The organism is Aquitalea sp. LB_tupeE, from assembly GCF_013391415.1.
Classification (GTDB): Bacteria; Pseudomonadota; Gammaproteobacteria; order Burkholderiales; family Chromobacteriaceae; genus Aquitalea.
This window is the reverse complement of record NZ_JACAXB010000036.1, coordinates 1-13265: the sequence shown is the minus strand read 5'-3', so window position 1 is coordinate 13265 and position 13265 is coordinate 1. Positions and strand designations below refer to the sequence as shown.

General features: G+C 57.5%; 12 protein-coding genes. 4 read left to right on the top strand and 8 right to left on the bottom strand.

Going from position 1 to position 13265, the window contains the following annotated elements:
• Positions 1 to 42: 42 nt before the first annotated feature.
• From HWX34_RS19105 to HWX34_RS19095, 3 genes are all read left to right on the top strand, one after another.
• Complete coding sequence (locus HWX34_RS19105; protein ID WP_178973762.1) at positions 43 to 978, top strand: TauD/TfdA family dioxygenase; 936 nt, start codon at positions 43 to 45, stop codon at positions 976 to 978.
• A gap of 342 nt (positions 979 to 1320) precedes the next feature.
• On the top strand, positions 1321 to 1956 hold the full coding sequence (locus tag HWX34_RS19100; RefSeq protein WP_178973761.1) for a peroxiredoxin: 636 nt from the start codon (positions 1321 to 1323) through the stop codon (positions 1954 to 1956).
• 218 nt (positions 1957 to 2174) lie between these two features.
• A complete protein-coding gene (locus HWX34_RS19095; RefSeq protein ID WP_178973760.1) occupies positions 2175 to 2360 on the top strand; it encodes a hypothetical protein in 186 nt (61 codons plus the stop codon).
• 57 nt (positions 2361 to 2417) lie between these two features.
• On the opposite strand, the gene HWX34_RS19090 is transcribed toward HWX34_RS19095, so the two are convergent.
• From HWX34_RS19090 to HWX34_RS19065, 6 genes are all read right to left on the bottom strand, one after another.
• Positions 2418 to 2609, bottom strand: a complete 192-nt coding sequence (locus HWX34_RS19090; protein ID WP_178973759.1) for a hypothetical protein — start codon at positions 2607 to 2609, stop codon at positions 2418 to 2420.
• Positions 2610 to 2732: 123 nt separating this feature from the next.
• Positions 2733 to 3506, bottom strand: a complete 774-nt coding sequence (locus HWX34_RS19085; protein ID WP_178973758.1) for an ABC transporter ATP-binding protein — start codon at positions 3504 to 3506, stop codon at positions 2733 to 2735.
• Positions 3506 to 4588 carry an iron ABC transporter permease gene (locus HWX34_RS19080; RefSeq protein ID WP_178973757.1) on the bottom strand — a complete coding sequence of 361 codons (1083 nt, stop codon included), beginning with the start codon at positions 4586 to 4588 and terminating at the stop codon, positions 3506 to 3508. The genes HWX34_RS19085 and HWX34_RS19080 overlap by 1 nt, the downstream gene beginning before the upstream one ends.
• A gap of 10 nt (positions 4589 to 4598) precedes the next feature.
• The gene (locus HWX34_RS19075) at positions 4599 to 5669 is read right to left on the bottom strand and encodes an ABC transporter substrate-binding protein (protein ID WP_218645260.1); all 1071 of its coding nucleotides are present in this window, start codon (positions 5667 to 5669) and stop codon (positions 4599 to 4601) included.
• Positions 5670 to 5846: 177 nt separating this feature from the next.
• A complete protein-coding gene (locus HWX34_RS19070; RefSeq protein ID WP_218645259.1) occupies positions 5847 to 7160 on the bottom strand; it encodes an ABC transporter substrate-binding protein in 1314 nt (437 codons plus the stop codon).
• A gap of 455 nt (positions 7161 to 7615) precedes the next feature.
• A complete protein-coding gene (locus HWX34_RS19065) occupies positions 7616 to 9724 on the bottom strand; it encodes a TonB-dependent siderophore receptor (protein ID WP_178973755.1) in 2109 nt (702 codons plus the stop codon).
• A gap of 509 nt (positions 9725 to 10233) precedes the next feature.
• On the opposite strand from HWX34_RS19065, the gene ccoG reads away from it, so the two are divergent.
• On the top strand, positions 10234 to 11670 hold the full coding sequence (ccoG, locus tag HWX34_RS19060; RefSeq protein ID WP_178973754.1) for a cytochrome c oxidase accessory protein CcoG: 1437 nt from the start codon (positions 10234 to 10236) through the stop codon (positions 11668 to 11670).
• Between the two features lie 14 nt (positions 11671 to 11684).
• Here the strand turns inward: ccoG and HWX34_RS19055 are convergent, their stop codons facing one another.
• Together HWX34_RS19055 and HWX34_RS19050 are read right to left on the bottom strand one after the other, a co-directional pair.
• Entirely contained in the window at positions 11685 to 12602 is a 918-nt protein-coding gene (locus HWX34_RS19055; protein ID WP_178973753.1) for an AraC family transcriptional regulator, read from the bottom strand.
• 113 nt (positions 12603 to 12715) lie between these two features.
• Positions 12716 to 13265, bottom strand: a 550-nt coding sequence (locus HWX34_RS19050) for a substrate binding domain-containing protein (RefSeq protein ID WP_218645258.1), incomplete at its 5' end; no start/stop codon positions are given.

Genomic DNA, 13265 nt, shown 5'->3' with positions numbered 1-13265 from the left:
CAGGCCGTGTTTTCATTCCCTTTGCTTTGAGAGGCTGCCAGGATGAGCTTTTATCAGGATTACAACGACAAGCTGGCCATTGAAGGCTGGAATACCCGCGAACTGACCCAGTACCAGAGTTTCGACCTGAAGCGCCTGTCGCCCGCGCTGGGGGCGGAAATTCGCGGCGTGGACCTCAGCCAGCCACTGCCGCCTGCCCAACTGGCAGAAATCCGTCAGGCGCTGACCGAGCATCTGGTGCTGACCTTTCCCGGTCAGGCCATCAATGCCGAACAGCACAAGGCCTTTGGCCGTCTGTTTGGCAGCCTGCACCAGCACGTGCTGGGCGACAGCACCCAGCTGACCGCGCGCAGTGGCGATGCGGAAATCCTGGGCTGGAAAACCGGCCGTACTACTCGCTATACCGCCGGCGATGCCTGGCATAACGATGTGTCTTGCGACCCGCACCCCATCTGGGCGTCCTTCCTGCGCGTTACCCGCCTGCCGGAAGTCGGCGGTGGCGACACGGCGTTTGCCAACCTTTATCTGGCGTATGAATCCCTGTCCGAACCCATCAAGCAATTGCTGCTGGGACTGACCGCAGTTCATGACGGCAGGGAAGGCTGGAGCAATGGCTATGGTGCCGAACCGAAACCGGGCCAGGTATTCAACGCCAGCGAACACCCGGTGGTGGCCAAGCATCCGGTCAGCGGTCGTCCCTTCCTGTTTGTGAATGAGGCGTTTACCTCGCATATCGTACAGCTGAGCCGTGCCGAGAGCGATGCGCTATTGCAGCTGTTGTACCGCCATATCGAAAAACACCAGTCCTTCCAGGCGCGCATCCACTGGCAGCCGGACATGCTGCTGTTGTGGGATAACTGGGCTACCCAGCATCACGCCATCTGGGATTACTACCCCTTCGAGCGCTGGGGTGAGCGTGTGTCGGCCTATCTGGACCATGGCCCGCAGCCTGCCGGCAGCATCATCGGCCAGCAGTAAGCCGCACAGACTTGCCGGTATAAGCCAGCCCCCTCTCGCTTTCTGCAAGCAAAGCGAGGCTCCCGTACAGGGTAAGGGCGGGGGGGGAGGGAATAGATGGGAAGGCTGCGGAAGTAATTGCCTGACCGGGGCCGGTGACAACGCACCAAATAACTTTGTCAGCAGCCTGGGGCTGCCCATCATGGGCAGCCCTTTTACTGTGTGAAGCACGCGGCTTATGCAGCTTTGCGCTGGTTTATCCAGCCGCAGCCTGATAAGCAACGCAGTTTTCCTTGGTTCACGGGCGCGGTGGCAGTGCTTACAGTAAGCCCATCACGCAATCACACCCTAAAGGAAGCCAGCATGACTCTGCGACTTGGCGACATCGCTCCGGATTTCACTCAGCAATCCACCATTGGCGAACTGCATTTCCACCAGTGGAAGGGTGACAGCTGGGCCGTGCTGTTTTCCCATCCGGCCGATTACACCCCGGTATGCACCACCGAACTGGGTGCCACCGCCAAATTGCAGCAGGAGTTCGCCCGCCGCAATGTCAAGGTGCTGGCCCTGTCGGTAGACCCGGTGGAAGCCCATCATGGCTGGATTGCCGACATCAACGACACCCAGCAAACCGAGGTGAATTTCCCCATCGTGGCAGATGCCGACCGCAAGGTGTCCGAAGCTTACGACCTGATTCACCCCAATGCCAGCAGCACCCACACTGTACGTTCCTTGTTCATCATCGACCCGGCACACAAGGTGCGGCTGATCATTACCTACCCGGCCAGTACCGGTCGCAATTTTGCCGAAATCCTGCGGGTGATCGACTCCCTGCAACTGACTGACCACCACAGCGTGGCCACCCCGGCCAACTGGCAGCAGGGTGAGGAAGTGGTGATCGTGCCATCACTGCAGGATGAAGCACTGATCCGTGAAAAGTTTCCCCAGGGCTACCGTGCCGTACGGCCCTATCTGCGCCTGACGCCGCAGCCGGTTTGATGTTGTTGTCCGTTGTTCCGTTGTCTCTGTTTCTCCTTCTTGCATGTCTCTTCTTCATGCCGGGTCTGCTGACCCGGCGTTTTTTTTGGGTACTGGCCATTCGGCCATGAAAAGGCATTAACAGCCGTTGTCAATGGTGGACTTATGCGCCCAGTATGGCAGATACTTCTGAAATGCATGCTTGACCCACAATAATTTCCCCATGCAGGTAAAAAGCGTTGGACGGCAAAAAACCCGATATCGATGCAATGCTGGATCTGGCTTATCAATTGGTGCTCTGTCAGCTGGAAGCCGACGTCCATCGTGCCAAAGAGGAGATTCGCGAGATGGTGGTTCCCATCAAGATTTTGCTGCTCAGGCAAATCGGAGAGGACGCCGACATCTGCAATCTCGATGATTTCTAGCCTGCTTACCATCATTTCTTCACAATACCGCATATCGGCATCCCCGCTTGTGCGGGTTTATTGCTGCTGAGTGGTTTGCGCTTTACCCGTCACCATGGCCGCTTGCCTGCGGCCTTGCTTCTGCCGTCTCGCCTGCCACTGCAACAGGCCACTTCCACCCAGTACCATCAACGCCACGCCGCTGGCTGCCATCAGCAACTGGTGCCAGACACCACCCGGCCGGCTGTTGCCACCACATTGACAAAGCATTTTGCCTGCTGGCCCCTTGCTGCTTCAGCAAGCGATGTTCAATGCGTAAGAACGGTTCAGGTGGCCGTTCCATGCCGACACAATCGCGGATCAGCTGCCGGCATGGTAATGAATGCTCAGGTGCTAGGCCTGGCATACTGCCACCGGATAGATGGCATGGCGCCCGTCTACCGGCAGTATTTGGCAATGCACACCGTAAATGGTAGCGAGTTGTTGCTCGGTCAGCACATCATGCATATGGCCTTCTGCCACTATCTGCCCGGTGCGCAGCATCAGTGCCCGGTCGGCATAACGGCTGGCCAGGTTCAGGTCGTGTAATACCATCAGGGTGACAATGTTTTCTTGTCTGGTATAGCGATGTACAGTTTCCAGAAGATGCAATTGGTTGGCCAGGTCCAGGGCAGAGGTTGGTTCGTCCAGCAGTAGCAGGCGAGGTTTTTTAACCAGTGCCAGCGCCAGCGCCACCATTTGTCGCTGTCCGCCAGACATTTGTGCAGGCATGCTGTGTGCCAGGTGTTCTATTCCCAGTAGCGATAGCACGGCTTCAGCGTGCAGCATGCTGTCTGATCTGGCTGACCAACCCACCCGGCGGCTGTTCTGGGTAAGCAGCAGCAGTTCGAATACGGTCAGGCGGGCGTTGAGTGAAGCAAGGTCTTGCGCCACATAGCCCATCAGGCGGCTGCGTTCGGCAGGGGGCACGTTGGCCAGCTCGGTATCGCCCAGTAAAACTTGGCCCTTGGCCGGGAGCAGCCCGGCAATGGCTTTGACCAAGGTGGATTTGCCTGCACCGTTACGCCCCAGAATGGCGAGCGATTCGCCGGGCGTGGCTTGCAGGCTGACGTTGTCCAATATGGTGCGGCCCCCCAGGCTGACGCGCAGGTTGTGTGTTTTCAGCATTATGCTCTCCTTGCCCGTTGACCAAATACCAGCCACAGGAAAAACGGAACGCCCAGCAATGAGGTCACCATGCCGATGGGTAGTACCACGCCGGGAAACAGGGTTTTACTGATAATCGACGCCAGGGTCATCACCAGGGCACCGCAGGCGGCAGTCACCCCCAGGGCAAAGCGTTGGTCTTCACCCACCAGCAAACGGGCCACGTGCGGTGCCACCAGTCCGATAAAACCTACCACGCCAATGGTGGCAGTGATGCTGCCGGCCATCAGGGCAGACATCAGCAACAGGGCCATGCGCAGCCGTTTTACCGGCACACCCAGTACCACGGCTTGGGTACCAAATCCGCGCAGTGTGGAAATCTGCCATGACAACAGCAACAGCAGCGGCATGATCACGCCCACAATCACCAGATTGATGCTGACCTTGGTCCAGCTGGTTTTCATCAGCGAACCCATCATCCAGAACACGAGTGATTGCAGCTGGTCGGTATCGGCCAGATATTGGGCCATGCCCAGCAGTGCACTGAAGATGAAGTGCACGGCAATGCCCAGCAGTACAATCATTTCCACGGCCAGCCCGCGCCGGCTGGCAAATAGGCCGATCAACAGAACGGTGGCCAGAGAAAAGACAAAGGCGTTACCGGTAATGACATAGTCACCAGACAGCGGCAGCCAGCTTAGCAACGATGTTTGAAACACAATTGCCAGTGCTGCGCCAAACCCGGAGGCTGCGGAAATGCCCAGGGTAAACGGCTCGGCCAGCGGGTTGTCTAACACGGTTTGCATCAACGAGCCAGACAACGCCAGCCCCATCCCGGATAGCACGGCGGTGAGTGTCACCGGCATACGTATGTCCCATAACACCACTTTCACTTCGGGTGGTACGTCTGATGGGTGCAGCAGCCCGGTGACAACCTGATCCCAGCTTAGGGTGCCCGACCCAATGACCAAATCAGCCAGTGTCGCGGCCATGCTGAGGATGATCAGGACCAGCAGCAACAAGCTTTTGCGCCATACCTGTGCTTGATAGTGTGCCGACATGCCTGCCTGGTCGGCCTTCAGGGTAGTGTTTGGTTCAGTCATGCTTTTGCTTTCACTGCTTGATGACGGGCGCACCGGTTATCACGGGTACTGCAGGAATCCGGGTAAATTGCCTGATAATTTGCTGATAGGTGTTATTGGGGTCGAGTGCCGTGAAGGCTTCCGGGTAGAAATCCTTGGCCAGATGTTCCACCGCGACAATATTGAAGGGATGGTCGGAAAATTGGTGGTAAATGGCGTATACCCGGTCGGTTTTATAGGCTTTGAGCTGGGCAAAGCCGGTACGCTTGAGCAATGGTCCGAACGAGGCTTTGACTTTGGCGTTGGTGGAGCCATAGCCCATGGGAATGGCGGCAGACTGCTTGTTGGTCCACCCGGAGCCCGTCATCAGGTATACATCAGGCTGTAGTGCCAGAAGCTTTTCCATGGCGACATTCCCCGTAGGGAAGGGCAGCAGCTGTGCGCCGAGGTTGCGCCCGCCAGCAGCTTCAATCAGGTCGCCCCAGCCCTTTTTGCCATGGGTGAAGCAGCAGGTATCCAGCCCGCTTTTGCCTGCAAGAGCCTCAACAAACACGGATGGGCGGGCTTTCTGTCTGGCAATAGCTTGCTGCACGGCCTTCAGATGTTGTTGGTAGAAGGTCGCATATTGGGCTGCTTCGTTTTCTCTGTTCAATACCTTGCCCAACAGGATGATACTGGCCGTTGTGTGCGCTATCGGGTCTTCTTCGTGGTCGACAAAAACAACGGGTATCTGCAGCTGAGCCAGTTTGTCCATCACCCCCGTGGCCTGAAACAGCTTACGAAACCGTAGCTTGGCTATCATCAGCTCGGGCTTTTGCGCAATCAGTTGCTCCATGCCAACCTGGCCATCACTGCTGAAGCTGATGCCAGCGATTTTGCCGGCGGCAGGCCATTTGCTGAGCAAAACTTTCCACACACCAGGGTCGTTTTTCCCCAATACATTATTCCAGCCCACCACGCGGGCGAACGGGTTGCTGCGGTCCAGCAAGGCCAGGGTCAGAATGTCGCGGCCATCCTGTATCACGATGCGCTTGGGTTCACTGGGCAGGGTGACAGTACGCCCGGCAATATCGGTAACGGTGACAGGATAGGTGCTTGCCATGGCATGCACACCCGATGTCAACGCAACAAGAGCCAGTACGATATTTGTCCATTTATTTGTCATTCACGGTATTGCCTAAAAAACGGAAAAAGGCCCCATGGGCCTGGAGAACCGCTACTGCTGCCTGACAGCAGGGATAGAGCCGGTTCTGAAAAACAAGCATCAGTGTGTTTGCACTCAGTGTATCGGGGCCTGGGATCCGGTCATGACCGGTTCGGCCGGGATATGGGTGAACTGCTGAATGATTTGCTGGTATGTCTGATTGGGGTTAAGCGATTTGAATGCCGCTGGATAAAAGTCTTTGGCCAGATGTTCTACTGCCACGATGTTGTAGGGGTGGTTGTAGAACTGGTGGTAAATACCGTATACCTGCTTGGTTTTATAGGCTTTCAGTTGTTGAAAACCGATACGCTGCATCAAAGGGCCGAAGGCGGCATCCACTCTGGTCTGACTGGAACCATAGCCAAACGGAATGGCCATGGAGCCTTTGTTGGTCCATTGCGAGCTGGTTAACAGGTAAATGTCGGGCTGTACCGCCAGCAGTTTTTCCATCGCGATACTGCCTGTCGGCCCTGGCAACAGTTTGCTGCCCAGGTTTTGCCCACCGGCAGCCTCCACCAGATCGCCCCAGCCTTTCTTGCCGTGGGTGAAGCAACATGTGTCCAGCCCGGCCTTGCCCGCCAGCGCCTCAACAAATACTACCGGGTGATTTTTTTCTTTGGCGATCACGTGTTCAACAGCTTGCAAATGCTGTTGATAGAACGCTGTATATTGTGCTGCTTCCTGTTCGCGGTTAAGCGTTTTGCCCAGCAAGCTGACACTGGCCATGGTGTGTTTGACCGGGTCTTCTTCGATATCGATGAAGACCACCGGGATATGTAGCTGGGCCAGTTTGTCCAGTACGCCAGTTTGCTGCAACACGGTTTTGGAACGTAGCTGCGCAATCAGCAGGTCGGGTTGTTGCGCCAGGAGTTCTTCAATATTTACCTGGCCGTCGTCACTAAAGTCCATGTTGACGATCTTGCTGGCCTGCGGCCATTTTTTCAGCATGTTGCTCCAGGCGGCCGGGTCGTTTTTAGCGAGCAGGTTGTTCCAGGCGACCACTCGGGCAAATGGGTTATCTCGGTCCAGCAGTGCCAGTGTCAGGATATCGCGTCCATCTTGTACCACAACCCGTTTAGGCTCATGGGGCAGGGTGACGCTACGCCCGGCGATATCTGAAATCGTCAGGGGAAAATGACTGGCTTGAGCGGTGGTGCCGGCTAGTGCCAGCACGATTCCGCCCAATGTGACGGTCCATTTGCTTGACATGCTTTTTATCCGATCCTGAATAGGGAAATCCCGGTAGACATGGGGTGCTGCTGTTGCATTGCGCGCTGACGACAAGCTGAAAATACTGACATTTGCGCAAGACTCCGTGCCTGTGTGTTTGCCTCCGTGGCATACGGTGGTGTCTGGGGATTCCGGCAGTGAGTTAATCATCAGGTGCATGAATATAAATGAAAACGATTTTCATTTCTAATAATGTTTAATAATCAGTTCATGCATAAAACAAATAGAACCAGGCCATACAGCATTCTTTCGCTCCGGGTTCTACTGTTGGCGGACTCCCCATGCTGGCATCCTCTTGGCTGAGCTTGTGAGCATGCCTTTTCCAATGGAGCTACTGGTTGTTACTGCCAGTGGCTGATAAAGGCGGCTATGGCCTGGTTTGATATCCACTTTCTTCCAAAACGGGCATGCAAATCGGTAAGCCGGGGATTGGTCTGGTGCTGCAGAGCGGCTGCCACTTGGTTTCAGCAGCGCGACGAGTCGAGCGACCGGCAAGCCCAGATAACGATGCAATAACATGACGATGCGCTTCACGTGGTCTTCCACAGCAAAACGCGGCGGCTGTTGTCGGTCAGCCGCCGCGGGAAATATGAACCGGCCAGGCCGGTGCTGTATCAGAAGGTGAGGCTGGCCTTGACCAGCAACTCGCGCGGGTCGCCCAGCCGCACCGTGGACACGCTGCCGCTACTGCTGGTGGTGGTGGTCCCGGTGCTGGAGGCGTAATAGGTCTTGTCGAACACGTTCTTCAGGTTGGCCTGGATTTCCAGCTTCTGGCCGTGCAGGCGGGTTTGCCATGCAATGAAGGCATCGGTCACAAAATAGGACGGCAGCTGGAAGGAGTTGGCGGCATCGCCTTGGCGCACGCCCACATAGCGGGTGCCGCCACCAATGCGCCAGTTGTTGCCAACGCTGTCCTGGCCCAGTTGATAAGCCAGATTGATGCTGCCGCTGTGCTTCGGCACGTTGTACAGCTGTTTGCCGGCATAGACCGGATCGCTGGTGACCATGGCGTCGGTGTAGGCCCAGGCCAGCGTCATCGACAAGCGACGGGTGATTTCACCGCTGACATCCAGCTCCACCCCTTGCGAGCGCACCTTGCCCATGGCTTTGTCGATACCGTCGGTGTCGGTGGCGACCACATTGGTTTTTTCGATATGGAACACGGCAGCCGTGGCGGTCAGGCCGTTTTGCTCCAGCTTGATGCCTGCTTCGCGAGAACTGCCGCGTTCCGGGTCGAAATGCTGGCCGTCACTGGCGGTATTGGGCACAAAGGATGTGCTGTAACTGCCATACAGCGACCAGTGCGGGTTCAGCTTGTAAACCAGGCCAAACTGGGGCAGGGCGGTATTGCCAGAGCTGCGGTCGCTGACGACATAAGGGCGGCCCACGCCATCTTCCTGCCGGTAATGCTGGTAGCGCAAGCCATAGCTGGTTTGCCATTGCGGTGCCAATTCCCAGTTGTCCATCAGCAGCAGCGACTGGGTGTCGATATTGCTGGTGTTGTCGCTTTGGCTGTTACTCAGGCTGGTATTGGCTGCGCTCAACACGCCATAAACCGGGCTGTTGACGTTCAGCTGGGTCGCGGTACTGGCACTGCCCCGATAGGTGGCCGCGCGCAGTTCACGTGCCTGAGTGGCTTCCACGCCGATGACGGGCTGGTGGCGCTGACCGAACAGGCTGATGTCGCCTTGCAGCTTGCTGCTCAGCGACAGGGTGCTGTTGTTCACCACATTGCCATCCAGGCGACGGGTGAGGATGCCGGTGCGGGCGTTATAGGCCGTGGCACGCGTTTCGTCGTTGCTGTAGCTGATTTCATTCCAGGCCAGGCGGGAATCCAGCTTCCATTGGCTGTTCAGCACGTGGCTGTAACTGGCGGTGGCGGCCTGGGTGTGGCCTTCGGCCACGTCCAGCGTGTCGCCCAGCCGTCTTTCACGCGGCACGTTCAGCGGCTTGCCGTTGAAGAACACCGTGCCCCTATCCCAGGGGGTGCTGAAGTCGCTGTACTGATACGACAGCAGCAAGCTGTCGCGCCCGTCGCTCCACGACAGCGAAGGCGCAATCATATTGCGCTTGGTGCTGCCATAGTTGCGCCAGTAATCGGTGTCCTGCTTGTCGGCAATCAGGCGGTAGGCAAAGTTGGAATCGCCGATCTGACCGGTGCTGTCCAGTGTGGCCGACCCGCCGCCAAAGCTGCTGCTTTGGGTGCTGATGGTGGTTTGGGCGTCGCGTTGTGGTTTTTTGCTGATGACGTTGATGACGCCGCCGGGCTCCTGGATGCCATACAACAGCGAAGCCGGGCCTTTGAGCACTTCCACCGATTCGGTGGTGGCGTCGAAATTGCTCATCAGGTAGGAACGCACCCCGTCGCGCAGGATGCTGCCATCATTGCGTTCGCCAAAGCCACGGCGGGTAAAGCTGTCCTGGATACCAGCCAGCGTATTGCTTTCCACCACCCCGCTGATGGTGCTCACTGCCTCGGCCAGGGTTTTCACCTGTTTGTCGGCCAGGGTTTGCTGGGTGACGCTCTGCACGGCTTGTGGTGTATCCAGCGTGCTTTGCGTGTAGCCAGCCACGCTGGTTTGCCGGGTCTGGTAGCTGTGTGTGTCCTGGCTGTCAGTGCTGGCGCTGACGGATACCGTATCCAGGACGGCGGTATCTTCGGCATGTGCGGCCAGAGGGCTGAGTACCAGCAAGGAAGTTGAAACGAAGGCGGCAGTGTTCATGATGCATATTTTTATAAATGAGAATCATTATCATACGTGATTTGTAAACTGCCATAAAGTACGGGATTTCCCGAAAGCCATGTGCAGTGGGGCCTTGCAGTGGCAGATAAGTCTCCGGCGCAGAACCCCAGACGGGCCATCGGGCAAGGAGTGATGACCCGCCGCCTGTCTTGCCCAGGCATCGTGGCGGTAAAGCGTTTGTTGATGCGGATGAACTGCAAATTGGCAGCGCAGACGGCCATATACTTAAATGTTGCATTTTGAATACATATTAATATTCCGTTCACCATCTTTTATTGTGGTGGCAGCAGTGCCATGCCTGTGACAGGAGGTGGCTGCAAGTTATTGACCGTAAAGATTTATTGGCCGCTGGCTTGTCACGGCAAGTGCTTGCCGCCGTCCTCGCAGGCTGGCGGCGCTATTGCCAGATGGCATGCAAAATAATATCGTATTACGATATTTATATCGTGCGCCAACGATGGCGCTAGCGGCCACTTGCCAAGGAATGTATGTCTGTCCCACCTCGCACCATCCCCATCAAGCCCATTGCAGACCCTGCAGCAGACGGGTCGGAAGTGGTATCGCTGTATGCGGCACAAAAAAAAATCTACCCGCGCAGCGTGCACGGTCGCTTCAATAACTGGCGCATTATTGCCGTGCTGCTTACCCAGCTGGTGTTTCTCGGCCTGCCGTGGCTGCGCTGGGATGGTCGCCAGGCGGTCAATTTCGATCTGATCGAACGCAAGTTCTACCTGTTCGGCCTGATTTTCTGGCCGCAAGACTTCATTTATCTGGCGGCCTTGCTGATTCTGTGTGCTTTTGGCCTGTTCTGGTGGACTACCATAGCCGGGCGGCTGTGGTGCGGCTATTCCTGTCCGCAGACGGTGTACACCGAAATCATGCTGTGGATAGAGCAATGGACCGAGGGCAAGCACAGCAAGCGCAGCAAGCTGGACCAGCAAGGCTGGAGCTTGCGCAAACTGCGTATCAAGCTGTGCAAGCATGGGCTGATGCTGGCGTTTTCCCTGCTGACCGGCTTTACGCTGGTGGGGTATTTCACGCCCATCCAGCAACTGGTGGCGGCCTTGCCGCGTTTCGATTACGGGCCGTGGGAGCTGTTCTGGATTTTCTTCTACGCGGCTTGTACTTATTTGCTGGCAGGGGTGATGCGCGAGCAGGTATGCCAGTACATGTGCCCTTATGCCCGTTTCCAGAGTGTGATGTTTGATGCCGACACGCTGGTGATTTCCTACGATGTCGCACGCGGCGAGCCGCGCGGCACACGTAAAAAAGGCAGCAATCCGCAAGAGCAGGGCCTGGGTTCCTGTATCAATTGCAATATCTGCGTGCAGGTGTGTCCGGCAGGGATTGATATTCGCGACGGACTACAGCATGAGTGCATAGGCTGCGCGGCCTGTATTGATGCCTGCGACGAGGTGATGGAAAAAATGGCCTATCCGCGCGGGCTGATTCGCTACACCACGGAAAATGCGCTGAACGGCCTGTACCCGGAAAGTGCCATCCTGTCCCGGCTGCGGCGGCCACGGGTGGTGCTCTACAGCCTGTTGCTGCTGCTGGTCAGTGTGGTGGCTGTCACTTCGTTTGCGCTGCGTAAGCCTTTCAAGGTGGATGTGATGCGCGATCGCGCCTCGCTGGTACAGGAAACCGGAGAAGGGCTGCTGGAAAACAGCTATCAGCTGAATGTGATCAACACCACCAGTCAGGACCAGCAATTCAGCATCAGCGTCAGCGGCTTGACTGGCATTGCCATTGCCAACCCGACCCTGCTGTCCATCCGCGCCGCGGATAGCAAAAGCCTGGGCGTACGGGTGGTGGTGGATCCGCAAGCCGCCGGGCCGGGCAGTCATCCCATTGTGTTCCGCGTGCAAACCCGCACCCAGCCTGCGCTGGTAGTGGAGGAAAAATCCAGTTTCATCGGAGAGTGAAGACCGGCCCGCGATCAGCCACTGGCTTGTGCCAGTTGGCTGATATCGCGTTTGGGTGGCAGGCCGAACAGCCTGGCGTATTCGCGGCTGAATTGTGACGGGCTTTCATAGCCCACGCGAAAAGCCGCGGTGGCGGCTTCCAGCTTGTCGCTCAGCATCAGCCGTCGTGCTTCGTTCAGACGCAGCCATTTCACGTATTGCAGCGGGCTCATGGTGGTGAGCTGGCGAAAATGGTGATGCAGGCTGGAGCTGCTCATTTGTACCCTTGCCGCCAGGTCATCGATGCGCAGCGGCTCGGTGTAATGGGTTTTCAGCCAGTCGATGACGCGGGCAATGCGCTGGCTGTGGCTGCCGGTAGCCAGAATCTGCCACAGGCGTGAAGCCTGATCGCTCATCAGCAGCCGGTAGTGTATTTCCCGCTTGATCAACGGTGCCATCACTCCGATGTGCTGGGGTTGATCCAGCAAACCGAGCAGGCGACTGAAGGCATCCAGCAATTCGCTGGTGACCGTGCCCAGCGCCATGCCGGGCTGGCTGCTCTGGCTGGCTGGCGGGCACATGCCACCCTGGGCGATCAGGTCGGCCATGATGCGCAAATCCAGCCGCAGCACCAGCCCAAGGCAAGGTTCACGCGAACTGGCTGACAGCACTTGCGAGCTGGCTGGCAAATCCACCGCATTGAGCAGGAAATGCTGCGTGTCGTAGGCGTAGCTTTGTTCGCCCACCAGCATCTGCTTTTCCCCTTGCACCACCAGCACCACGCTGGGCTCCACCATGCAGGAGCAGGGATTGGTCTGTTGTTCGCGACGGAAGAAGCTCAGCTCGGTAATGGCTGTATCGCGGTCCTCATCGCCATGGGTACGGGTGGCAATGATCTGGCACAGATGCTGTAGTACGGTGTTGTCGGGCGGCGTCTGTGGTGTGCTAGGCATGGGGCGGCTTTCAGGCTGACTGCATTCAGCCTAATGGCTGGGCGGCTGTCTGTCTGCCTGATTTTCCCGCTGACGCAGGATCAGGCAAGGATTGCGCAACATCAGGCAAGCGCTCAGGCAGTGTGGGCGGCCAGCGCCGCCAATGGCACATGCAAGGCGGGGGACGCGGCAAACTGCGCCAGCAGATAATCGATGCACGCCTTTACCCGGGGTGCCATCAGCGCACGGTGCGGGTATTGCAGCACCAGTTCGTAAGCGCCGGGGTCGTGCTGACCCAGCAACAGCACTTTTAGCTCGCCACGCTCCAGATAAGGCCAGGCATGGTGCACGCCCACCTGGGCAATGCCGGCATGCTGGCGCGCCGCGTCGGTCAGCGCCTCCGGGGCGGACAGGGTGAGGCAGCTGCGTGAAACGTCCAGCGTGGTGATCTGGCCATCGGCATCACGGAAACTCCACGGCGACACCTTTCCCCCCAGAAAACGGCGCGTGATCAACCGGTGCTGTGTCAGTTCGGCGGGCGAGCGTGGTATGCCAGCCTGGGCGAGATAAGCGGGAGAGGCCACCAATACCATGTGCAGATGGCAGATGGGGCGCGCAACGAGGGCAGAGTCGGCAATATGGCCACCGCGTATCGCCAGGTCGTAGCCACCGCCCACCAGATCC